This is a genomic window from Psychrobacter aestuarii, from assembly GCF_904846035.1.
GTDB lineage: Bacteria > Pseudomonadota > Gammaproteobacteria > Pseudomonadales > Moraxellaceae > Psychrobacter > Psychrobacter aestuarii.
The window spans coordinates 739,928-763,339 of the sequence record NZ_CAJGYT010000001.1 but is presented as its reverse complement, the minus strand read 5'-3'; the positions used below and the strand labels follow the sequence as shown (position 1 = coordinate 763,339).

Below are 23,412 nucleotides of genomic sequence, written 5' to 3'. Positions count from 1 at the left end.
CATGTAAAAAAACGTGACGTTTTCTGTCGTATTTTTGCGCAGCTGATACAGCGCAGATGCCCGATAAGACAAGCATCAAAGCGATATGACATGACCAATAGTAACGTAATTGCGCTGTATTTTAATAAAAACCACGTCATCGGTTACAAAAAATACCATTGCTGCGCTACTGCTTGCGAAGTTACAACATTCGTTCGTTTATCATGTCTTATACTGACAACAAGCTCATTAAGATACACTCAAGAATGCAGTGGTGAGTACTTATTAAAAACAATAAAAAAAGCACATAAATATAAGAAGAATGAAACGCTTAACGCCCGTACATGCCCACAATCTATAAACCATCTAAAAAACTGACAAACACCTATAAACGCATAAAAAAGGATGCCCGCCATGAGTAGCGCCACCACAGAAACCGCCAATAACGATGCAAAACGTGAGCACGCCACCGACACCAAAAAGCACGCCTTAGCAAACAACAGCCATATCCTCATCACAGGCGCGACTTCAGGTATCGGCAAGCAGCTGGCGACCGACTATCTGCAAGAGGGGCACACGGTCTACGCAGTCGGACGTGACGAAGATGCGCTCGCTGAATTAAAAGCGCTGGGTGCGACCAGCATCAATGTTGACTTGATGGATAGAGAAAAGGTCAAAGCCGCCTTTGCGCCGATTGAGACCATCGACGTTGCCATCTGCGGCGCGGGGATGTGCGAGTATTTGGACATGCCCGACTTTGACAGTGAGGTTTTGATGAAAGTCATGTCGGTCAATATCGGTACGCTTGCGCATGCTATCGATGCAGTATTGCCCAAGCTGATTGCCTCCAAGGGTCGTCTGGTCGGTATCGGCTCAGCGTCGGCGTATGTACCCTTTGCCCGCGCCGAAGCATACGGCAGCTCAAAGGCGGCGATTCATTACCTTATGAAAACCTTGCAAATCAGCCTAGCGCCGCATGATGTGGCGGTCAGTTTGGTCGTCCCAGGCTTTGTTGAGACACCGATGACCAAGCAAAACGACTTTCCGATGCCGTTTTTGCAGACGCCTGAGCAAGCGAGCCAAGCGATTCGCGATGGTATCGCGGATGGTGACGAGGTGATTGAGTTTCCCAAAAAACTCACCTTACCACTCAAAGCCTTGGGCGCGCTGCCTGATTTGGTCTGGCAGCAAGTTAGCGAAAGAATCAACAAAAAACAAAGCGGCGATCAGTAATAGGCGCACCAGAACAAAAATAAATACAAAATCTTGTAAAAGACCACCAAAAAGGACGGACATATTAATGCCCATTGCGCGCCCAAAACTAAACGCCATCAAAAAACTAGGCAAGACGCTAAAAACGCGCAGTAAGGCGCAGCCAAATGAGCAAGCCGCAGAATCTGTGCCGCAAAAATCGCGGCTTGCCATTATTGGCTCTGGCGTATCGGGACTGACCTGCGCGCACTACTTAAATGGGGATTATGACGTCACGATATTCGAAGCCAATGACTATATCGGCGGGCACGTCAATACCATTGATGTGGCACTACAGACAGGTAAAAAGGGCAAGGTTGAAACCAGCGCCATTGATACAGGCTTTATCGTGTTTAATGAGCGCACCTATCCAAATTTTTTGCGCTTGCTGCATGAATTGGACGTGCCGTTTCAAGCAACTGACATGAGCTTTTCTGTGAAAAACAGCGCCCGCAACTTTGAATACAATGGACACACGCTCAACACCTTATTGTCACAGCGCAAAAATGTGCTCAGCCCGCAGTTTTGGCAGTTTATCAGTGACATCATGAAGTTTAATAAACATATCCGCCAGCTGCGCGCCGACTATGATGTTGCGCGTGCAGCGGGTCAGGATACCAGTGCTTTGTCCACGCAGACGCTGGGCGATTACTTGGTAGGTCAGCGTTACGGCGCATTATTTACCGATAACTATTTATTACCGATGGTGTCTGCGATTTGGTCAACCTCGCTACGAGAGGTACAAGGCTTTCCGCTGATATTTTTTGCGCAGTTTTTTGACAATCATGGACTGCTGGACGTGGTCAATCGCCCGCAGTGGTTCACCATCAAAGGCGGCTCAAAGCAGTATGTAAATACGCTGGTCACGCGCTTTGTCACAGCTGGTGGCACGATACGGGTCAACAGCCCTGTGCAGAGCGTGCAGCGTAATAGCGATAGTGTGCGTATTGAGTTTAAGACGCTTGGTAAAGCAGACGAACAGACAACGCGTGTACAGAGCGAAGACTTTGACGAGGTGATTTTTGCCTGTCATGCAGATACCGCGCTGCGACTATTGGCGGATGCCAGTGATGATGAAAAAGAGGTGCTGGGACATTTTTACTTTACGCCCAATACGGCAGTGCTACATACCGATACCCGCGTGCTGCCTAAAAAATCCTTAGCGTGGGCAAGCTGGAACTATCTGACCGATGCGCCTACAAAGCAAACCGACAGCCAAGCGCCACAAAGCGCACAAAACAAGCCTGTCTTGACTTATCACATGAATATCTTGCAGCGCCTGACCAAAGCGCACAATTACTTGGTAACGCTCAATGAGGACATTGACGCGCAGCATGTCATTAAATGCATTGACTATAGCCATCCTGTATATACGAACAAGATGGTCGCCGCGCAAGGGCAATGGGGGCGCATATCAGGGCAGCAGCACACGCACTTTTGCGGCGCGTATTGGTTCAATGGCTTTCACGAAGATGGCGTACGCAGTGCGCTGCGCGTCTGTCAGGCATTGGGCGCGGATATTGATATCAAAGATGACGTCGATGCGCAGCACATCCCCGATGCGAAGCAAACGACCACGCCCTTTCGCTATCGGGATTTGCCAGTCAAAGCGGACAAAAAACCACGCGACCTAAAGCGCCGCCAAGTCATCCGTGCCGCGACCAATCAAGACCTAATCAAACAGATTGAGCAGATTAAATCTGAGGCAGCAAACAGCGCACCAAAAAGCAAAACCAGCAAACGCGCTTGGCTAAAACAGCAGCGCCCTTAATCCAAAAACCAATGGTAATAGATATCTATGCCCTACGTATCCCGACCCGCTCATGCTCAAGCCGCTGGCGCATATCCGCATCAGCTGTTTGCGGGCAGTACGTGGCATCAGCGCTTGTTGCCCAGCCCCCATCAGTTTTGTTACGCGTACCGCTATTGGGGCATTAATGTTCGTGCGCTGGCGGCGGGTGAGTCGTTGCCCGAAGTCAAAAGCGCATGGGGCATTCCGCTGTTCTCAGGTACGCGCCGCGCGGTGCAGCAGTTTCGTTCCAGCGACTATATTCATTTGTCTGAGGACGAGACAGCCGCGCCCAACCAAAGTAAAGATGCGCCACATACCAACGCCTATCAAGCACTTGAGCAGCGCTTGCGTCTTGCCTTTCACAATCATGCGGGCAGCGCCCCTGACGGTGACATTATGGCGCTGGTGGTGTGCCGCAATCTGGGCATGTACTTTAGCCCTGTGAATTTTTACATTGGCTTTGATGCTTTGGGCGCGCCCAGTCACTTGCTGGCAGAAGTGTCCAATACCCCATGGAACAAGCGCCATTACTACGGGTTTTTATTAACAGGGCAAGAAAGCGAATTTTGTCATGGCAAGGATTTTCATGTCTCGCCCTTTAACCCCATTGATCAGCAGTATTGCTGGCAGGTGACGGTGCAGCAGCGCGAGCAAGACGAGGTGGCTGGCTTATACACGCGCATCTTGATTACCATTCATGATGCGCGCGGCGAGGTGATGCGCGCAGGCGTGAAGCTGCAAGGACAAGCCATGACCGCCGAGAACATTCAGCACAGCCTACGCAAAAACCCGCTGATGAACATGACCTCGCTGCTACGTATCTATTGGCACGCCTTTAAGCTCTATGCCATCAAGCGCGTGCCCTATGTTCAGTACGATCAGACGCTAAAAGACAGCGCGCAAAAAACAACCAAAACGCGCGCAGAGTAATAAAACCAAACGCCATTGAACAACGCATAACAACAATTAAGGACAAGGAACAAGACCTATGCCGACACGACCGACCGACCGTACCCCAAGCTCGACTTTTGAAAAAGCCACTGCGCGTATCAGCCAAACGGTGAACAATACCGCCGTGCTGAAACCGCTCAGTCATGGCGTGAACTATGCCGCCAAGCAAGTGGTCTTTCGTGCGCTCAAAAATATTCGCTTTGGCAGTATTACCATTATTGAAGATTTTAAGACCGATAACGCAGATGAGCGCAGCATTAAGGCAAATCAAACCCATCATTTTGGGTCGGCGACGACAGAGGGTCATCAGACCAAAGGCAGTAACAAACACAGTACCACACCGAGCAGCTCCGAGGCAGGACATCATCGCCTTGATGTGACCTTGACCATTCATGATGATGACGTGTACCGCCAGTTGTTGTTCGGCGGCTCGATTGCCTTAGCAGACAGCTATATTGACGGCAAGTGGGACACTGATGATTTGACAGGGTTTATTCGCTTGGCGGCGCGCAATCTGAGCGTGATTAATGATCTAGAAGCGCGCTTTGCAGGCATTACCAAAACCTTCGAAAAAGCCAAACATCAGCTGCGTAGCAATGACAAGTCCAATGCCAAATCCAACATCTTGGCGCATTATGATTTGGGTAATGCGATGTATCAGACCTTTCTTGACCCGACCATGATGTATTCCTCGGCAGTGTATCCAAGTCTTGACAGCACGCTTGCTGAGGCGCAGCAGCACAAGCTGGCGCTGATTTGTGAGCGTTTGCAACTGACTGCAGACGATGAGGTGCTGGAGATTGGCACAGGCTGGGGCGGCTTTGCCATTTATGCGGCGACTCATTACGGCTGCCACGTGACCACGACCACCATTTCGGACGCGCAATATCAAGAAGCTATGCGCCGCGTGGAAGCGGCAGGTTTGAGCGACAAGATTACGCTACTCCAAGAGGACTACCGCGAGCTGACAGGCACCTATGACAAGCTCGTGAGCATCGAGATGATTGAGGCGGTCGGGCACGAGTACCTGCCGACGTTTTTTGCCAAGTGTAATGCGCTCCTAAAGCCAACAGGACTCATGGTATTGCAAGCCATCACCTTTAACGACCAAAACTACGAGCGCTATCTACAGTCGGTGGACTTTATCCAAACGCATATTTTTCCAGGTGGCTGCCTATTGTCCAATCAAGCACTGACCACGCAGTTCACCGAGCAGACCGATATGGTCATCAAGCAGCTGCACGACTACGGCTACGACTACGCTTACACCCTGCGTGATTGGCGCGCGGCATTTATGGACAAGCGTGATGAGATTATCGCGCTCGGCTATGACGAGGCATTTATTCGCTTATGGGAGTTTTACTTTTGCTATTGTGAAGGCGGCTTTTTGGAGCGCACCATCGGCGTGGTACAAGTGACGGCGGTAAAGCCAAAAAACACCGACACATGGCTGGGCATGGGCAGCTAAAGACCATCAGCACCAGCCGCAACAGCAGAACGTCCCTACGATAACAACAGCAGCAACCGGACATAACAAAAGCACAATAAGGAGCACATCATGGGTTACGTATTTATTTATCTCGCGGCGGTGGTGATATTTTTGGCAGTGGATGCCGTCTGGCTGACAACCATGAAAGGCGCGTTTTATGAATCGCGCATCGGTCATTTATTGGCCGATGAGCCAAACATGTTTGCCGCAGGCGCGTTTTACATGTTTTACGTCTTTGCGCTGTGCATCTTGATTTTGTACCCACAAATCAAGGCGGGCAGCTCGATTGGCTATATTTTCTTATTGGGTGGTTTGATTGGGCTGATGGCGTACGGCACGTACGACTTTACCAATCTGGCGCTGTATAAAGGCTTTACTTTAGATACTGCGCTTGTAGACTTTGCTTGGGGCGGAGTGCTGACAGGCTCAGTCAGTGCCGTTGTTGCGTGGCTTGCGTATCGTTTTCATTGGCTTGGTTAACATTGGGTATGGATATTGATACCGTTCGAGGTGGAGCGGTATCCAAAGCGCATGGGGTTGCGCTACACTAGATGGCATACGAGCGCTGTGCGCTTTGTGCCTTATTTTATCTATTGTCGCCGTCGTTAAGGATTACTATGCCTCAAGCAAACACAACCTCAACTGCAAAAAAAGCCCCGCTCAATCATGAGCTGTACATGTCGGTACTCATGACGCCTGATATGGCGAACTTTACAGGCAATGTACATGGGGGTGACCTATTAAAGATGCTCGACCAAGTCGCCTACGCCTGCGCCAGTCGCTATAGTGGCAGCTATGTGGTCACGCTGTCGGTTGACCAAGTGATGTTTCGTGAGCCGATTCACGTGGGTGAACTTGTTACCTTTGCCGCCAGTGTCAACTATGTGGGCAAAACGTCAATGGAGATAGGTATCCGCGTTGAGGCTGAAAATGTCCAAGAGCGTACCATCCGCCATACCAACAGCTGCTATTTTACGATGGTCGCGGTGGACAGCTCAGGCAAGCCCACAAAAGTGCCGCCGTTAAAGCTCGACAACCCACAACAAAAATGCCGCTTTGATGCTGCCCTTGAGCGTAAGCGCTTGCACATGCAAGAGGCCAAACGCCCAAGCTGTGATATTGAAAATATGCCCACAGCGTCAAACCCGTCATAAAATATCGGTATAAGTCACCAGTCGTGAGGCAAGCCCCAGATGCACGTGATGTAGCGTAAGCCGTGCCAGCCCTATTTTTTAAACAAGTAGCTGCGGCATGCCTTGCCCACGATGTTTACCCTATTATCCAGCCACTATCGCTCAAACTGCCTAAGCGCTATGCACAAAGTTTATTGATTATTGAGGTCGTTATGAGTCTAAAACCATCTGTCGCCAATGCCCCAAGGCACGTACACGACACGAGCAGCAAACGCGGACAACAGCCGCCACTTCCTGAACATGAAGACGCAGATTCGGGGCATTCAGGCTCGCTGATTACCGTTCTGATTGCCGTGGGTGCCAATTTAATCATTGCCATTGCCAAATCTGTCGCCGCCGTGATGACAGGCTCGGCATCGATGATTGCTGAGGCGGCGCATTCGTGGGCAGATACGGGCAACGGCACGCTGCTCATCATCGCCGAGAAAAAAGCCGTCAAACCCGCTGATGCCAGCCACCCGCTTGGCTATGGCAAAGAGTCGTATGTGTGGTCGATGATTGCCGCCTTTGGTGTGTTTACCGCAGGTGCGATTGTGTCGATTTATACGGGCATTAAAGAGTGGAATGCGCCCGAGAGCGAAACCAACTACACCATTGGCTTTATTATTCTTGCGGTTGCGTTTGTGCTAGAGGGCTTTTCCTTGGTGCAGGCATATCGCCAAAGCAAAAAACATGGCGCAGCGGTGAACGTGAGCGCGCTCGGCTATGTGGTCGATACCTCAAACCCGACCTTACGAGGGGTGTTCTTTGAGGACTTGGCAGCGGTGATAGGCTTGGTCATTGCGGCAGCAGCGATGGGCATGCACGCTTATACGGGGCAGGCGTGGTGGGACGCGCTTGGCTCTATTATCGTCGGTATTTTACTCGGTATCGTGGCGATATTTTTAATCAGTCGCAACCGTGATTTTCTGGTCGGTCTTAAGGTCAATCAGCGCATTCACGATTACGTGTTGACCGAGCTATACGCGCATCCTGATGTGGACAGTGTCTCGTATTTGCACCTTGAGTGGGTCGGACCCAAAAAAATCTTTATGGTGGCGGCGGTCGATATCGCAGGCAACCAAAAAGAAGAAAACCTCACGCAAATGTTTGAAAACATTGAAAACAAATTCCGCGCGCAAGCATTGTTCCAAGAAGCTATTTTGACCTTATCCTCTCCCAATGCCGAGCCACTGCCTAAGCCGTCTTCTAAAACGGCATAAAATAGGCAGGGGTAGTCGGTAGAGGTGAATCAAAACAAGCGAGTAAAACATAGCAACCATAAAAAAGGCTTTAGCGCGATGCTAAAGCCTTTTTGTTAGAAACTGTCCGTCGTTAAGACGTCAATGTTTCTTATTTTTTCTGTGGCGCGTTGGCACCGATGAACCATGCGTCTTTATCAACGATACGGCTGGCTTCGGTGAATAGGTCAGCGGTGTCTTCGTCGCCTGCTTCGCCTGCCGCTTCAATCGCTTCGCGTAGCGTGCTGGCTACTTTTTTATAACGGCTGGTCAGCTCAACCACGTGGTCTTCTACGTTAGTGATGTTGGTTGGGTAGTCGTCTAGGATAGAATCTTTTGCCACACGACTTGCCAAACCGTTTGGCTCGCCGCCTAGAATAACGATACGCTCAGCAATCATGTCTGATACTTCGCGGATACGCTCGGCAGTTTCGTCTAGCAGTTGGTGTACACCGATAAAGCCCACGCCTTGTAGATTCCAATGGCACTGTTTGCCATCAAGGGTCAAGTCAATCACATTGGCTAGGTTTGCGTTTAGCAGTTTTACCATTTCTTGTGCGGTGCTGTCGTCGATACCACTTGCAAAACGTTCTCTCATAATGTTCTCCAGATATTAAAATTGTTTTTAGTTATAGATAGATGACATCAGCAAATCATTATTGTCTTTATTTATCCAAGATGACCAGCATCAGTACTCATTAAAACAGTGGCGAATGGCCGCACACTGTCAGGCTCATGTTTCATAACAATGACGCCAAAAAAGCGCCACTAATAAAACCGCATCAACCCATCAATACTCATAATGATTATCTCACGAGTGATAAATCACTTGCTGACTGTCCTTAGCAATCAAGTACCGATGATAGCAGGTTCGGCAGTGTAAGAAACCCCCAAGCGTTAGGTGTTGTTATGTGCTCGTGTAACCGCTCTGTTAATCGTGAAAAGCTTTGTAAAATTCGCGCGATTCTTGAGGGTGATTTGCGTCTGTCTCGCCAACTGCATTTATCATAAGCGAGTCATGACTGAATAAAAATAGTGATAAAAATCTGAATGACCCGCCGTAAAAAATACGCGAAAAAGCCGTACAAAACTTGCCGCTAAAAAGGCACAAAACATTGCCCGATTACACTGCCCAGCGCTTTAAAATCGGGGCATTGCCCCCATATCATCATAAATTCAAAAAAGAAGAAAACGACTATGCGCCAACCCGAACCCAGATCGTCAAGACAACGCAAGCAACTCTCAAGCCAACTGCAAGGCGAAGCAGAAATCACAGGCGTTAACGCCTCAGGCACGCAGATATCGAGCCGTGCCTTTGAGATGGTCACCGACTTTGAGCCTGCAGGCGACCAGCCCAAAGCCATCGAAAAATTGGTCAAGGGTATCCATGCCGACATGGACGAGCAACTGTTGCTCGGGGTCACAGGCTCAGGTAAGACCTACACCATGGCAAAGGTCATCAGCGAATGCCAACGCCCGACCATCATCATGGCGCACAACAAGACGCTGGCGGCGCAGCTGTATGGCGAGTTTAAAGCGTTCTTTCCCAATAATGCCGTGGAATACTTCGTCAGTTATTACGATTATTATCAGCCCGAAGCGTATGTCGCAGCGAGCGATACCTTTATCGAAAAAGACAGCGCGATTAATGACCATATTGACCAGATGCGTCTGTCCGCTACGCGCGCGCTACTTGAGCGCCGCGATGCCATTATTATCGCCTCAGTATCGTGCATCTATGGTTTGGGCGACCCTGAAAGCTATCTAAAAATGCTGCTCCATATCGTGGTGGGTGACCGAGTTGACCGTACCGCGATGATTAAGCGACTCGTTGAGCTGCAATACACGCGCAACGAGCTGGATTTTGGTCGTGGTACGTACCGTTTGCGCGGGGAAGTGCTGGACATTTATCCTGCCGAATCAGAAGAGCTGGCGGTACGCATTCAGCTGTTCGATGACGAGGTCGAAAAAATCACATGGTTCGACCCGTTGACAGGTAAGACCATGCGCAGCGTGCCGCGTATTACCATTTACCCCAAGTCGCACTACGTGACCCCGCGTGAAAAGCTGGAAGCGGCGAGCAAGACCATTCGCGCAGAATTGGACGAGCGCTTGGAGTACTTTCGCGAGCATGACAAGCTGATTGAGGCGCAGCGTATCAAAGAGCGCACCCAGTACGACCTTGAGATGATTCAGCAGCTCGGCTACTGTAACGGCATCGAAAACTACTCGCAGCATTTATCAGGGCGACCTACAGGCGAAGCACCGCCGACCTTGTTTGATTATATTCCCGAAGACGCCTTGCTGTTTATTGATGAATCGCACGTGACCGTCTCGCAGGTGGGCGCGATGTATAAGGGTGACCGCTCGCGTAAAGAAAACCTGGTCAATTATGGCTTTCGCTTACCGAGCGCGATGAACAACCGCCCGATGAAGTTTGAAGAGTGGGAGCGCATCAAGCCCAAGACCATTTATGTCAGCGCCACGCCCGCGCAATACGAGCTGGAGCATAGCGAGCAAGTGGTCGAGCAGGTGGTGCGTCCGACAGGCTTGATTGACCCTGAGATTGAGATTCGCCCTGTATTAACGCAGGTCGATGACGTGCTGTCCGAAATCATCACCCGCCGCGAAAAAGACGAGCGTGTGCTGATTACCACCTTGACCAAGCGCATGGCGGAGGATTTGACAGGCTATCTCAAAGAATACGACGTCAAGGTCGCCTATTTGCACTCGGATATCGACACCGTCGAGCGTATGCAAATCATCCATGAGCTGCGTACGGGCGTGCATGATGTGCTGGTCGGTATTAACCTCTTGCGTGAGGGCTTGGACATGCCTGAGGTGTCTTTGGTTGCGATATTTGATGCTGATAAAGAGGGCTTTTTGCGCTCGGAGCGCTCACTGATTCAGACCATCGGTCGCGCCGCGCGTCACTTACATGGTAAGGCGATACTGTATGCGGACAGAATGACGCCAAGCATGCAAAAGGCGATTGAAGAGACCGACCGCCGCCGCGAAAAACAGATTGCCTTTAACAAAGAGCACAACATCACACCAAAAGGCGCGCGCCGCAGTATCACCGATAAGATTGATACGGGCGAATCGCTTGATGCCAACGACAATCAAGCAATCCCTGTGAAGAGTGACCTGCCTGATGTGGACATCAGCATCTTGCGCAGTCCTGATTTGCTTGCCAAAGAAATCAAGCGCCTAGAAAAAGAGATGCAGCAACTCTCGCGCGACTTGAAGTTTGAAGAAGCGGCTAAGACCCGCGACAAAGTATTGCAGCTCAAAGCGTATTTGGTGTAATCAATCATCACAATAGCATGTAAAATAGAAGCAGGTCAGCGGCGTGTTGACCTGCTTTTTTTGTGCATTTTTACCAACAGCACACTCAGCTTTACATATCGCCCCTTAACAAATCAGGGTTATCTTATAAGATGATGAGATAAGGCGTCCATCAGCCAATTGATTCATGCGACACAATAACGAGAAAGTTAGGACAATAACTATGTTTGATATCAAATCATTATTACAACGAGGGATAGAAAAAGAGCTCACCAACGTCGATGACTATATTTTTATGCCAGAAAATATAGAAGTGGAGATTGAAGGCGGGCAATTGAACTGCGTACTGAACAGCGATGGGCGTGTGGATATTTTTTATAGCAAAGATGGGGTGACCGATGTGCGCTCAGCACCGCGCAAGCACCCATTGACCGCGTTTGAATATGAGCTGCATCACGGTGTGTACGATGACGTGATTGACGCCTTGATAAAGGAAGTGGATAAGACGCTGGACAGTCGCTCCAAATACTTTAGCAGCAAGATAGTGCCGATGGGTGCAGCAATCACCGCTGAGCCTTTTGTTATTAACCGATAATTAATGGCAAATCGTAATACGGTATAAAAAAAGCGGACGTATGCACACTATACGTCCGCTTTTTTGTTTTTGCTGATGGATAATTAACGTACCAAGCTGCTGTAGCAGGTCTGTATGGTGTTGGCGACCACTTTGGTGACGAGCTGATTGCGGTATTGCGGGTCGATAGCAGCATTTGCCATATCCACGAGTGTGACTTGTTTGGGCGCTTGCTCACTGACGCAGCCGCAGATGCGACTTTGTAAGACTTCTTCTTGCTGCGGCGTCATGCCGACACTGGCGATTTGCCAAAGCTGCTGATTTTGCAAAGTGGCGCGGCATTGGTTATCGACTGCGGTTTTAAAAATGGTCATGCCAATGTCTGCTGCGGTGCCTGTAGGCGTGGTGTTGCCTGTTGGGGTCGTGCCATTGGGCGCAGCGCAGCCTGCGATTGCCAGTGCAGAGAGCAAGGTAAGCGGGTATAAGAGATGTTTTCGCATGGTGGTCTCCGAAGTGTCTAAAAAAACAACAAAATAAAGGGTTTATGCAGCTATTATGCCGATAAAAGGTGCGTAAGCATACCTCTAAAGTAAGGACGCGTCAGCAATTTAGCTTGACTGTATGGCAATACGGTCATAACATCTCTCTTGGCGCTTGATGGCGTCATACCATATTATGGACTATTGAGACAACGAGATAGCGTGTCATTATTACGGTGACATGGCTATAGACAGGGATAAGCCTTAGCATGAAAAGGTAGCGTCATTCGCCGCAGCGATGCCCAACCTATTATCAGGGCAGTCGTGACAGCGCGGTCAATGCACGCAGTCAAATGACGCAGAAGATTCACTTCATACGGATTATAGCAATCTGCTGGATACCAACAAGACACTGGATGCAGCAGTTGTCGTCTGTATTACCATCATCATTCATGAAACACTGTAAATTATGCGAGATAACCTACGGGCGACTGCCTGTATTGCATACCTTAGAGGTATAGGGCTTCCTTTATAATCAAGGATATAGCAAAGGACAGCCATGAGTAAAATCAATCGTTTACCACCCTTAAATTCATTACGTGTGTTTAACGCGGTGATGAAGCACGGCAGCTTTCGTCGCGCTGCCACCGAACTTTCCGTCTCGCCGCAGGCCGTCAGTCAGCAAATACAGCTGCTGGAGGACAACTTGCAGGTGTCTTTATTTAAGCGCAGAGGGCGGGTTATCGAACCCACAGAGCAAGCAAAAATACTCTCATATTTTGTGCAATCTGGCTTTGATGAGTTTTATGAAGGCGTGCGCCGCGTCACGCGAGTGCAGCAGCGCAACCGCATCAACATCAATGTGAGCCCCTATTTTGCCTCGCATTTTTTGATGCCACGGTTGCACGCGTTTCGCGAGCGGGCGGAGAACATCGATATCCGTCTGACGACCATGGTGCGGGTGCAAGATTTCAATATCGATGATATCGACGTTGCTATTCAATGGGGGTTTGAAGACGGCTCTGATTGGGTGGTCGATGGTCGACGCGATTGGCAAAAATACGAGCCGCGCCTTTTGGTCAAAGACCCCAAAATACTGTGCTGCATCCCCAAAATCGCAGAAAACATCCACAGCCCAAGTGAACTGTTGTCACAGACGCTCCTGTGTCCTGCCTTGAGTAAAAACCTATGGAAAAAGGTGATGCGCTATCTGGGCACGGAGCTGCCCATGAACATCATCAGTGAGGTGGAGTTTCAAGACGCTGAGACACTGTATCACGCTACCATGTCAGGTATGGGCGTGGGGCTGGTCTCTAAGCCCGATGCGCTCGCCGCCATCGAGGCAGGCAAGCTGGTTGCGCCGCTTGGTGTCGATGCCTTGGTGGGCATGGCGGACAGCGAAGTGCCAGGGTTTTATTTACTCACCCCGCAATCGCGTCTGCACATTGACTTTATTGCTGAGTTTTATGAGTGGATATGCTCGGAGGATTGGGCACATCTTGCGGTAGGGTTTGAATAACGCATAAAAAAACCAGCCTATACATGGGCTGGTTTTTTGTTTTTAGCATGTGTTCTTATCATCAGCCATCAATCAGATGACGGATTATTTTTACTTGGCTTACACGTTTTTGCCGTGTTGTTTGGTTTGGATGTCTTTTGCCAAGTTGTAGCATTCGTTGATGTGGTCAACGGCGATTTTTTTGAAAATCATATAGCCCATAGTCGCTGCGACCATCTGACCACCAAGTGGTACAAACTTGGTCACTTGCTTGGCAACGATACGACCGCCAAAGCCTTGTACCGTCTTTTTCACGATACCGCGAGTTGCCATTAGACCTGCGAAGTCTACAGCGCGGTCTTTGACTTCTTTCCAATGTACCGCACGCGTCTCTAAATTAACGGCAGCGGCGCGGTCTTCGAGCAAACCAAAACGGGCGCTAATCTCAGGAAGCAGCTGGGTCAATAGGCCTGCATCGACCGCCACATCAAAAAATGGTACAGGTACAACCGCAACACCTGCCGATACTTTGGCACGGCGTTTGACCATTTTGATGCATTCTTTGCGTACTTTGTCCAAATCTAGGCTTGGGTCGATTGTTTCTGGTAATTTTTCTACAGCAGGCGTGGTATTCATAAATGATATTCCTTATTCAAAAGCATAATAGGGCGTGTGATTTACCAATGAGTCAGGCAATCAATAAAGCACGCCCAGAAGTAAGCAGAGGATGTCATCGTACAGATACGGTATGTTAAAGGCGGCTTATAGTCGTTCGTAATAGTTATCGTCTATCGTCAAGCCGCCATACAGTATCCATGACATCTGTCCTTGGACTAGCTGTCATTTTATGGGTTCTGTACAAAGATACAATCCCCGCTTTGTATCAAAATACGAAAAACAGCGTTTTCTATGCACAGTTTTTGTAAAGGGGCGTAATGGATTGCTGCCGTTGTCATTGTAAATAGTATAACCCTACTGACGAAGGTGTATTAACAAACAAAAGTATGCTATATACTGCGACTGATAAAACTTTATTTGGCTAATAAAAACAGGCGCTGATGATACAGTCAGCCACTTATTAGAGCAGATGAAGAAGGTTTATTTTTAAATGATGCTATGTTTTTTGATATACAAACGCTGATAGGGCAGCCTTAATTTATGAACAGTATCTTTGTTTATTTGCTCATTGCTTCGGCGACGATAGCCAGTCCAGGTCCTGGTGTGGTGCTGAGTATTACCAACGCGCTGACTTACGACCGAAGAAAAACCCTCTGCGGTATATTTGGCTTGTCGCTAGGCATGCTGGCGGTGGCGATTGTTTCAGCGACCAGTGTTGGTGTGTTGATAGCCACATCAAAAAGTGCATTTTTAACCCTGCAAATTATCGGGGCGTTTTATATTCTGTATATGGGCAGTAAAATGTTGCTTAAAAAAGCAGCGGGCTGCCCGTAGATGAGACGAAAGACGTGATCTGTGACAAGGCTTATGATAGCTGGGGACTGTTTAAGCAAGGATTGTTGACCTCTTCTTCTAACCCGAAGCCAATCTTGTTTTTTATGGCGGTTTTTCCGCAATTTATCGAAGCGGAGCACGCCTATTTGCCGCAGTTTTTGTTGTTGGCATTAAGTTTTTGTCTGCTGGTGATTATGATTCATTGCTGCTATGCAGCGCTGTTTTCGCTTGCCAGTAAATATGTGTGGAAAGCGCAAGATAAGCTGTCAGTTATGACCAAAATCGGCGGCGCTGTCTTGGTGCTATTGTCTATCGTCTTGATCATCAGCGCAGGAAAAAGTATTTTAAACAGTTGATATAAAGGACAAATTTTTAATTTAAATTTATTGTTACTTAAGTCATCCATGTCATAGTTGACAGAATAAACCGTATTCATGCGGTTTTACTTTTTACTTCAAAATAGCGTTGTGACCGCTCATAAAAGCCAGTAAAATGTGCGGATGCTAAATTTAACCCCGCGATACCCGACCCCTAGCGCTGCCGCGCTGCCCGCCGATTTGCAGCCCCTAGCGGCTGAATCTCCCACGCTAGCACGTCTGTTCGCCGCACGCGGTGTGATCCATCTTGATGAGCTGGACACGCAGATTGCCCATCTGTTGCCCGCTGATGGCTTGTATGGCGTGGACACTGCTGCCCAGCTCTTAGATCAAGCGATTGACGCAGGCGAGCGCATCCTTATCGTTGGCGACTTTGACTGCGATGGCGCGACCAGTACCGCGCTGATGATGCGCGCCCTTACCGCGATGGGGGCAAACGTAGACTTTGTCGTTCCTGACCGCTTTAAATACGGCTATGGCTTGACGCCAGAAATTGTCGATTTGGGCATTGCCACCTATCAGCCCAAGTGGATTGTGACGGTGGACAATGGCATATCGAGCCATGAAGGTGTGGCACGTGCCGAAGCCGCTGGCGTATCGGTGATTATCACCGACCATCATTTGACCACCAAGCCTGTGCCGCCAGCCAAAGCAGTGGTCAATCCCAACCAGCACGCGTGCGACTTTGCCAGTAAATCTTTGGTTGGGGTCGGCGTGGCGTTTTATGTGCTGGGGCGCTTGGCAAAATTGCGCCGCGAGGCGGACAAACCGAGCGTACAGGTCAGTAAATATCTGGATTTGGTGGCGCTCGGTACGGTCGCCGACGTGGGTATTTTGGATAAAAACAATCGCATCTTGGTGCATTATGGTCTTGCGGCGATTCGGCAAAAGCGCTGCTCGGTCGGCATCTTGGCACTGCTTGCGCAAGCAGGACGTGATGTGGCGAGCATCAGCGCGCAGGACTTTGGCTTTGTGCTCGGTCCGCGTATCAATGCTGCAGGGCGTATGGACAATATGCGTATCGGTATCGAGTGCTTGCTCGCTGACGACTGGGCTGAGGCAGAAGGCTTGGCGCAGCAGTTAGAGCGCCTAAACCGTGAGCGCCGCGCTGTCGAGGGCGAGATGCGCGAGCAGGCGGACGAGATTGTCCAGCGCCTCGGTGACGAGGATACGTTAGCCGATAGCGCACGCGGTATTGTGCTGTATCAGCCGCACTGGCATCAAGGGGTGATTGGTATTGTCGCGGGGCGCCTAAAAGAGCGCTATTACCGCCCGTGCATCGTCTTTGCGCCTGCGGACACTGACAAGACCGAACCTGAGGACATGATTAAAGGCTCGGCGCGCTCTATTGCAGGCGTGCATATTCGTGATGCCATCGAGCAGGTGGCAGAGCGCTATCCTGAGCTGATTAGCCACTTTGGCGGGCACGCGATGGCAGCAGGCTTGACCCTAAAGGCAGGGAATCTGCCCGCGTTCCAAGACGCCTTTTTTGAGGTACTGAGCGACTTTGACGCGGCATTATTCACCCCGCAAGTAATGACTGATGGTGAGCTGCAAGCGATGGATTTTAGCCTACAGTTTGCCGATATGCTCAAGCACGCTGCGATTTGGGGGCATGGTTTTGTGCCGCCTATTTTTGATGGCGTGTTTGAGGTGGTGCAAACCAAGATATTAAAAGACAAGCATTTAAAATTGTCTTTACGCTACCCCGACGTGCAGTATCCGATTGAGGCGATTTATTTTAACTATGATACCGACAAATGGGACTACCGCGCCGCCCAAGTGCATGTGCTCTTTGAGCTGGACATCAACGAATGGCAAGGCAAACAAAGCATTCAGTTGATGGTGCGCGATTTGGCAGTGGTGGCAACCGATTAAGCCCAGTAAAAATAAGTGTTGTTTAATAAAAAAGGTCTGAATGCGTATTCAGACCTTTTTGTGTTTTTATAAAGTATTTGTTGGGCGCTGTTATTTGGCGCGTCTGTTAATCAAGCTGATATCAGGAAAGTGCCAGTCGTACAAAATGGCAAAGGTGCGAATGATAAAAATCGTCGTCATGGTGACGATTTCATTGACCCAATCGGTCATGCCAATCGCGCCTAAAGCAAAGTACAGCCCGCCACCGATGAGCGCAGCGGTGATGTAAATCTCTTGCTGTAATACCAGCGGAATCTCATTACAAATCATATCGCGGATGATACCGCCGACGATGATGGTGACCACCCCAAGCAGCAAAGACACAGGGATGTTTGCGCCCATGCTTTGCGAGACCTTGATACCGATTAAGGTAAAGACCGCAAGCCCCAATGTATCGAACCACTTGAGCAGCGCATCGACGTGTTTGGCTTGCGGGTTACAAAAAATCTGAAAGCCCAAGGATGAAATGGTAATAAGCAGCAAATAGTTCATATCCACCAGCCAAAACAGCGGATTGCGATTCAAAATAACATCACGCACTGTGCCGCCGCCGATAGCGGTCAGCATCGCCACCAAAATACAGCCGAACACGTCAAAGTTTTTGTGTTTGGCAAGAATCGTCCCCGACACGCTACAGGCAAAAATCCCCAGCATATCGAGCCAAAACATAAACGAGGTCGGCTCAAAGGTGGTGACGATATCTGGCGTCAGCACGATGGGCAGCCCTGTCAGTGGATCGATAGGTACCTTATGGTCAGTCGCCACCAGCGTCGCCGATGACCAAGACAAAGTGATGGGTCTATCAAACAGTGTCAGCGAACAGGTATTTAAAAAAGCATACACATGCATCAAAAACGTTTGTATCATAAGCGGTCACGTTATCTGATTGCTTATTTCACTAAGCGAATGGAAGGGAGATGCCAATCAAAGCGCAGTGCGAGCATACGCACCGCAAAGATGACACCCAGCATGATAAATTCGTTGACGCCGGCATCCATACCGAAATGGTCAAGCAGCAAATAGGTCACTGAACCTGCGACACTGGCCGTGATATAAATCTCGCGCTGGAGCACCAAGGGGAGCTCATTACAGATAATATCACGCATCAAGCCACCAACAATGGATGTCCAGACGCCCATCATGACCGCAATCAATGGCGAGACGTCTTGTGCCAGCGCCACTTTAAAGCCAATGACACTAAATGCCGCCAGTCCAATGGCGTCAAACAGGTTGAGCGCGTTGTCTATCTTGTGATACAAATGAAAAAACACCTGTATCACGACCGAGGTGATGGTGATGACAATCACATAATTCAAATCGGTCATCCAAAATAAAGGATGTCTGTCCAAAGCCATATCGCGCAGCGTGCCGCCGCCAATCGCATTGACCATCGATACCAAAATACAGCCTGAGATATCAAAGCCTTTGTGCTGCGCAAGTAGTGTCCCTGCGATGGCGCACGCAATCACACCAATCATGTCCAAAAAATACAACAGCGTCGCAGGGGACACCAACTCATCTGCCATCTGGTCACTCCTTATAGCGGCGCAATCGATAAAAACATCGGGAAAAAAAATAATCGCGCAATCGGCTTGCGCGATGAATCATAAGTGCTTGTCATAATATAATGACAAGTCATTGATAAGGTTTGATTTTATTAAAAAAATAAGTCAGCGATAAGACAAACGCGGCATTAGCCGTCTTTGGCAAATAAAATCAAGCCAATAATAATCAGCACAATGCCAAACAGACCTAGCATCGATGGCAGGGGACTGCCAAGCAAAACCATGCCGCCAATCAGCGCAAAAATAACTTCACTGGCTTGGGTGGCATCCACGCCCGCCACTTCGCTGGAGGTCGTCGCCTGCTCACGCGCGTATAAAAAAATACTGGTCGCCGCCACCCCTGAGAGCAGCGCCACCAAAAAGGTATTCACAACCTGACTGGATGCGGGCAGCTCAGGACGCACCACAAGCCCCAGCACCAACCAAAACGGCAAACTGCCGAGCGTCATCAGCCAGACCTTGTTAAAAGCATCGGTCAAAAGCTGCGTCTCAATCACAGGGATACGCGCAATCCATGCCGATAATATGCTGTTAGGTGTGTCTACTGACGGGCTTGCCGCTTGCGTCTGTGTACTATGGGGCGTCTCATGCATATCTAAAGCCGCTTGCGCCAAAAGAATATGATTTTCTTGCTCGGCAGCGTTTTTCTTCGCATTAAAGGACGCTTGCCACACCAGCTGATTGCCAATCGGGTAGCTAAACGCCGCAATTAAGGCGGGCAGCGCACCGTATAGCAGCAGGTCTGATAGTGCTGCGCCATCTGTGCCGCCACCATGCAGCCCCTCGCTGATGTTCGCCAGCAATACGCCGATGAACACCAGCAGCGCATAAAACACAAACTTTTTATCAAAGCGCTGCCCAAAGGCAAGCAGTACGAGTAGGCTACTGACGACCGTAAACATAAAGGTCGCCGCCACCACCCAGCCGCTCACGTGGTCAGCCGCGTAGCAAATGCCTGTGTAAAACACCCCAAAACCAATGCTGCCCGTCAAGCACCAAAAGCGCCAATGCTGACAAAAAATCGTAAACAGCGCACCAATACGTGCCGCCCCTGAACGTATACCAATCATGAACGTCAATAATAAGAGCATAAACACATAGCGCAGGCTCGCTGACCAAAACCAATGCCCGCCCGCGCTACTCATCAGCTCATTGAGCACAAAGGTGGAGCTAAAAAACGCCCCTGCCAGTAGCCCTAACAAAATCAGCCTGACCATCTAACAACGTCCTTATTGTTATTTTATTTTTATGAGCGCACTTTTTTATTTGCCTTTAGCGTCTGCCCAAATGATTTTGTGCAGCTGCAATTGAAAGCGCACGGGCAGCGCATCGGTCAATATCCACTCTGCCAGCTCTTGCGCCAGCATCGGCACCTCAGGGCTGCTGTCGTCTTCTGCGACATTAAACATGGGTGAAAACCACACCGTGCCCACGCGTTCATCAAGCGCGTGCGTGCGTAATTGCTCAACCGACCACTCATAATCGGCGCGATTCATGATCACGAATTTTAATTGGTCATGAGGGGTTAGATAGTCTAGGTTTGACCACAGGTTTTTGTCCGCTTCGCCTGAGCTTGGGGTTTTGATGTCCATCACTTTACTGACCGCGCTCGGCACATCCGCGACCGACAGTGCGCCTGCGGTCTCAAGCGAAATCTCGTAGCCCTCAGCGAGCAGCATCTTAATGAGGGCGATGGCATTGGGCTGCGCGAGTGGCTCGCCACCTGTTAAGCAAATGCGCTTGCACGGATGGCTGGCAACCGTGGTCATAATCTCATCAAGCGACTGGCGCTCACCGCCAACAAAGGCATATTCGGTATCGCAGTACACGCAGCGCAGCGGGCAGCCCGTTAAGCGGATAAAGATGGTCGGTAGCCCCGAGGTCAGCGCCTCACCTTGCAAAGAATAAAAAATCTCGGTCACGCGCAGCCCTGCTGAAGGGTCGGTCACAGCGATGCTGGTATTACGTAAAGGGTGGTCACTCATAGCAGTCATATCATAAAAGGTTGACTGCCCTGTATTTATACAGCCGCCAAAGCGCCATAAATACAGGGCAGTCAACAAAAAGGGAAGTTCCAGACACGTCTTAAAGCGTGCTAAAACTAAAAGAGAAAATCGCAAAGATTGCGGTACAAAATTATAACGTATATCAGGCACATAGACTGTAAAAAAAGACGCTGAAGTCAACCTCAGCGTCTTTTTTGCATTTAGTCTGTTGGGCAGCAACGTGCGCCATCAGCGGCTCGTGACTGCCGTCAGCCTCATCGGCGTTTAATAAAAGCCTAGTCTAAGCGTAGCAGTTCGTTTACTGCGGTTTTGGCACGGGTTTGCGCGTCCACTTTTTTCACGATGATTGCCGCGTATAGGCTGTGCGTGCCGTCTTCTGAAGGCAAGCTACCTGGGACAACGACGGAACCTGCAGGTACACGGCCGCGATGAATCTCGCCTGTCTCACGGTCATAGATGCGCGTTGATTGACCGATGTATACACCCATAGAGATGACCGAACCTTCTTCAACGATAACGCCTTCAACAATCTCAGAGCGCGCACCGATAAAGCAGTTGTCTTCGATGATGGTTGGGTTGGCTTGTAGTGGCTCTAGTACGCCGCCGATGCCTACGCCGCCTGATAGGTGGACGTTTTTACCGATTTGTGCGCATGAGCCGACAGTCGCCCAAGTGTCTACCATCGCGCCTTGGTCAACGAATGCGCCGATGTTCACGTATGATGGCATCAGTACCGCACCAGCAGCAATGTATGAGCCTTTACGCGCGACCGCAGGTGGCACAACACGGACGCCCGCGGCTTTAAAGTCAGCCTCTGACCAGTCGGCAAATTTGGTCGGTACTTTGTCATAGAACTGTACGTGCTCACCCGCTGGCATCGCGTAGTTGTCGTTTAGGCGGAATGACAACAGTACCGCTTTTTTTGCCCACTGATTGACGACCCATTCGCCGTCTTTTTTCTCAGCAACGCGTAGGCTGCCGTTGTCTAGCTGCTCAAGTACCGCGTTAATCGCATCGCGCACGTCTTGTGGCATGGTGCTTGGGCTGTAGTCGTTGCGGTTTTCAAAAGCTTCTTCGATGATTTGTTGTAGTGACATAATTTATCCTAATGGTGATGACAAAATGTAGATAACGAAACAGAATAAAAATACGGCGTGATTGTAACACACCCTGAAAACGCATGGATACCAAAGCATGCATGGCGACCGATATGCCGCCTATTGTCGCTAATTTGACCGCATTTGGCAAACGCACGCCATTAGCGGCTGCGGGCGAGTATCCAGCGCAGGATATCGCGGTACACATCCATATGCTGACGCTCGTTCAATGGCTCATGGCGCATGTTGGGATACAGGCGCGTATCGACCTGCGTAAAGCCTTGTTGACGCAGGCGTTTTGCCACACGGCGTACCCCATGCCCCATATCGCCCACAGGGTCATTGGCACCGCTGACGAGCAGCATCGAAAAGTCTTTATCAATGGTCATTGCCCAGTTTTTATTCAGACCCGCTTTCATAAGCGCAAATAGGGTCAAAAAGCCATTGTTGGTAAAGTGAAAGCCCGTTAATGGGTCGTCTTCGTAGTTTTTGACGTTGTCCTCATCTTCACTCAGCCACGCAAATTTAGAAGGGGTCGCGCTACAGCCCAGCTTTTGGTTAAAGTGCTGGCTCATCAAATCGGCAAAGGTGGCATTGACCTTTTTTGGCGCCGCTTTTGCCAGCATCGCATTGATGGGCAGCAGCACATTGATGGCGGGATTTAAGTCCGCTGTACCCATTAAGATAGCGCCTGCAAAGTCTTGTGCATGATGCTTTAAGACCGTACGCACAATAAACGAGCCCATCGAATGCCCCATGATAAAGTGCGGCACGTCAGGGTAGCGGGTCTTTAGCGCATCCGCCATAATGACCACGTCTTTTAGTAGCGCCTGCACAGGATGCGCCTCGTCAAAAAAGCCAAATTCTTCGTCATTTTTGACCGTCTGCCCATGTCCGAGCTGATCATAAGTCACCACCGCAATGCCATGGTCTGCCAAAAACTGCGCAAATTTATCATAGCGACCACTGTGCTCGCACATACCATGCACAATCAATAAAGTGGCTTGCGTCTCAGTGTTGGGCGTAAAAAAAGTATGGTGCAAATAATGGCTTTGGTTGGATGAGGTAATCTGCTCTGGATAATTCATGTCTGTTGCATTCCTTGAATTATGGGTCTTATAAAATAGTTAGCCTATTATATAGGGTCGGTGACAGGTTTTATAAACCATATTGTATCGTGCCCTGTTACTGCATTGCTGCGCACGCTGTCTATAGCGCCACTTATATCGTCTTTTATATAAAGATAGGCAAATGTAGCTTCCTGACTGATGCGTAACTTTAGGT

Annotated in this window: 22 protein-coding genes; 13 read left to right on the top strand and 9 right to left on the bottom strand. The window is 49.6% G+C overall.

Annotation, left to right across the window (positions count from 1 at the left end):
* Positions 1 to 393: 393 nt before the first annotated feature.
* The 7 genes from JMW05_RS03105 to JMW05_RS03075 all read left to right on the top strand — a co-directional run bounded on the left by JMW05_RS03105 (position 394) and on the right by JMW05_RS03075 (position 7,857).
* A complete protein-coding gene (locus JMW05_RS03105; RefSeq protein ID WP_201503943.1) occupies positions 394 to 1,212 on the top strand; it encodes an SDR family NAD(P)-dependent oxidoreductase in 819 nt (272 codons plus the stop codon).
* A 67-nt stretch (positions 1,213 to 1,279) separates the two neighbouring features.
* Entirely contained in the window at positions 1,280 to 3,001 is a 1,722-nt protein-coding gene (locus JMW05_RS03100; RefSeq protein ID WP_201503942.1) for an NAD(P)/FAD-dependent oxidoreductase, read from the top strand.
* Positions 3,002 to 3,028: 27 nt separating this feature from the next.
* Positions 3,029 to 3,952, top strand: coding sequence for a DUF1365 domain-containing protein (locus tag JMW05_RS03095; RefSeq protein WP_201503941.1), 924 nt, complete (start codon positions 3,029 to 3,031; stop codon positions 3,950 to 3,952).
* 58 nt (positions 3,953 to 4,010) lie between these two features.
* Positions 4,011 to 5,441: an SAM-dependent methyltransferase gene (locus JMW05_RS03090; protein ID WP_201503940.1), complete on the top strand. Its 1,431-nt coding sequence runs from the start codon at positions 4,011 to 4,013 to the stop codon at positions 5,439 to 5,441.
* Positions 5,442 to 5,531: 90 nt separating this feature from the next.
* Positions 5,532 to 5,942, top strand: a complete 411-nt coding sequence (locus JMW05_RS03085; protein ID WP_201503939.1) for a DUF2177 family protein — start codon at positions 5,532 to 5,534, stop codon at positions 5,940 to 5,942.
* Positions 5,943 to 6,079: 137 nt separating this feature from the next.
* Entirely contained in the window at positions 6,080 to 6,616 is a 537-nt protein-coding gene (locus tag JMW05_RS03080; RefSeq protein WP_201503938.1) for an acyl-CoA thioesterase, read from the top strand.
* 191 nt (positions 6,617 to 6,807) lie between these two features.
* Complete coding sequence (locus JMW05_RS03075) at positions 6,808 to 7,857, top strand: cation diffusion facilitator family transporter (protein ID WP_201503937.1); 1,050 nt, start codon at positions 6,808 to 6,810, stop codon at positions 7,855 to 7,857.
* Positions 7,858 to 7,987: 130 nt separating this feature from the next.
* Here the strand turns inward: JMW05_RS03075 and dps are convergent, their stop codons facing one another.
* A complete protein-coding gene (gene dps / locus JMW05_RS03070; RefSeq protein ID WP_201503936.1) occupies positions 7,988 to 8,473 on the bottom strand; it encodes a DNA starvation/stationary phase protection protein Dps in 486 nt (161 codons plus the stop codon).
* Between the two features lie 599 nt (positions 8,474 to 9,072).
* On the opposite strand from dps, the gene uvrB reads away from it, so the two are divergent.
* A complete protein-coding gene (uvrB, locus tag JMW05_RS03065) occupies positions 9,073 to 11,184 on the top strand; it encodes an excinuclease ABC subunit UvrB (protein WP_201503935.1) in 2,112 nt (703 codons plus the stop codon).
* Between the two features lie 202 nt (positions 11,185 to 11,386).
* Positions 11,387 to 11,758, top strand: a complete 372-nt coding sequence (locus JMW05_RS03060; protein WP_201503934.1) for a hypothetical protein — start codon at positions 11,387 to 11,389, stop codon at positions 11,756 to 11,758.
* 83 nt (positions 11,759 to 11,841) lie between these two features.
* Here JMW05_RS03060 and JMW05_RS03055 read toward each other — a convergent pair whose 3' ends face one another.
* The gene (locus JMW05_RS03055; RefSeq protein ID WP_201503933.1) at positions 11,842 to 12,237 is read right to left on the bottom strand and encodes a hypothetical protein; all 396 of its coding nucleotides are present in this window, start codon (positions 12,235 to 12,237) and stop codon (positions 11,842 to 11,844) included.
* Between the two features lie 538 nt (positions 12,238 to 12,775).
* Here JMW05_RS03055 and JMW05_RS03050 point away from each other — a divergent pair.
* Entirely contained in the window at positions 12,776 to 13,735 is a 960-nt protein-coding gene (locus JMW05_RS03050; protein ID WP_201503932.1) for a LysR family transcriptional regulator, read from the top strand.
* Between the two features lie 99 nt (positions 13,736 to 13,834).
* Here JMW05_RS03050 and JMW05_RS03045 read toward each other — a convergent pair whose 3' ends face one another.
* On the bottom strand, positions 13,835 to 14,350 hold the full coding sequence (locus JMW05_RS03045) for a hypothetical protein (RefSeq protein ID WP_201503931.1): 516 nt from the start codon (positions 14,348 to 14,350) through the stop codon (positions 13,835 to 13,837).
* A gap of 522 nt (positions 14,351 to 14,872) precedes the next feature.
* Between JMW05_RS03045 and JMW05_RS12095 the strand changes: the two genes are divergently transcribed.
* The 3 genes from JMW05_RS12095 to recJ all read left to right on the top strand — a co-directional run bounded on the left by JMW05_RS12095 (position 14,873) and on the right by recJ (position 17,421).
* On the top strand, positions 14,873 to 15,166 hold the full coding sequence (locus tag JMW05_RS12095; RefSeq protein ID WP_201503930.1) for a LysE family translocator: 294 nt from the start codon (positions 14,873 to 14,875) through the stop codon (positions 15,164 to 15,166).
* A 14-nt stretch (positions 15,167 to 15,180) separates the two neighbouring features.
* Positions 15,181 to 15,522: a LysE family translocator gene (locus JMW05_RS12090; protein ID WP_201503929.1), complete on the top strand. Its 342-nt coding sequence runs from the start codon at positions 15,181 to 15,183 to the stop codon at positions 15,520 to 15,522.
* Positions 15,523 to 15,666: 144 nt separating this feature from the next.
* A complete protein-coding gene (gene recJ / locus JMW05_RS03030; RefSeq protein WP_201503928.1) occupies positions 15,667 to 17,421 on the top strand; it encodes a single-stranded-DNA-specific exonuclease RecJ in 1,755 nt (584 codons plus the stop codon).
* A 90-nt stretch (positions 17,422 to 17,511) separates the two neighbouring features.
* Here recJ and JMW05_RS03025 read toward each other — a convergent pair whose 3' ends face one another.
* The 6 genes from JMW05_RS03025 to JMW05_RS03000 form a co-directional block, all read right to left on the bottom strand.
* On the bottom strand, positions 17,512 to 18,327 hold the full coding sequence (locus tag JMW05_RS03025) for a trimeric intracellular cation channel family protein (protein ID WP_406947445.1): 816 nt from the start codon (positions 18,325 to 18,327) through the stop codon (positions 17,512 to 17,514).
* 23 nt (positions 18,328 to 18,350) lie between these two features.
* The gene (locus JMW05_RS03020) at positions 18,351 to 18,986 is read right to left on the bottom strand and encodes a trimeric intracellular cation channel family protein (protein ID WP_201503927.1); all 636 of its coding nucleotides are present in this window, start codon (positions 18,984 to 18,986) and stop codon (positions 18,351 to 18,353) included.
* 167 nt (positions 18,987 to 19,153) lie between these two features.
* Positions 19,154 to 20,242 (bottom strand): multidrug resistance efflux transporter family protein, encoded by a 1,089-nt coding sequence (locus tag JMW05_RS03015; RefSeq protein ID WP_201503926.1) that lies wholly within the window; start codon positions 20,240 to 20,242, stop codon positions 19,154 to 19,156.
* Between the two features lie 45 nt (positions 20,243 to 20,287).
* Positions 20,288 to 21,010 (bottom strand): 7-carboxy-7-deazaguanine synthase QueE, encoded by a 723-nt coding sequence (gene queE, locus JMW05_RS03010; protein WP_201503925.1) that lies wholly within the window; start codon positions 21,008 to 21,010, stop codon positions 20,288 to 20,290.
* A 296-nt stretch (positions 21,011 to 21,306) separates the two neighbouring features.
* A complete protein-coding gene (dapD, locus tag JMW05_RS03005; protein WP_201503924.1) occupies positions 21,307 to 22,128 on the bottom strand; it encodes a 2,3,4,5-tetrahydropyridine-2,6-dicarboxylate N-succinyltransferase in 822 nt (273 codons plus the stop codon).
* 161 nt (positions 22,129 to 22,289) lie between these two features.
* Positions 22,290 to 23,216, bottom strand: coding sequence for an alpha/beta fold hydrolase (locus tag JMW05_RS03000; protein WP_201503923.1), 927 nt, complete (start codon positions 23,214 to 23,216; stop codon positions 22,290 to 22,292).
* Positions 23,217 to 23,412: the final 196 nt, after the last annotated feature.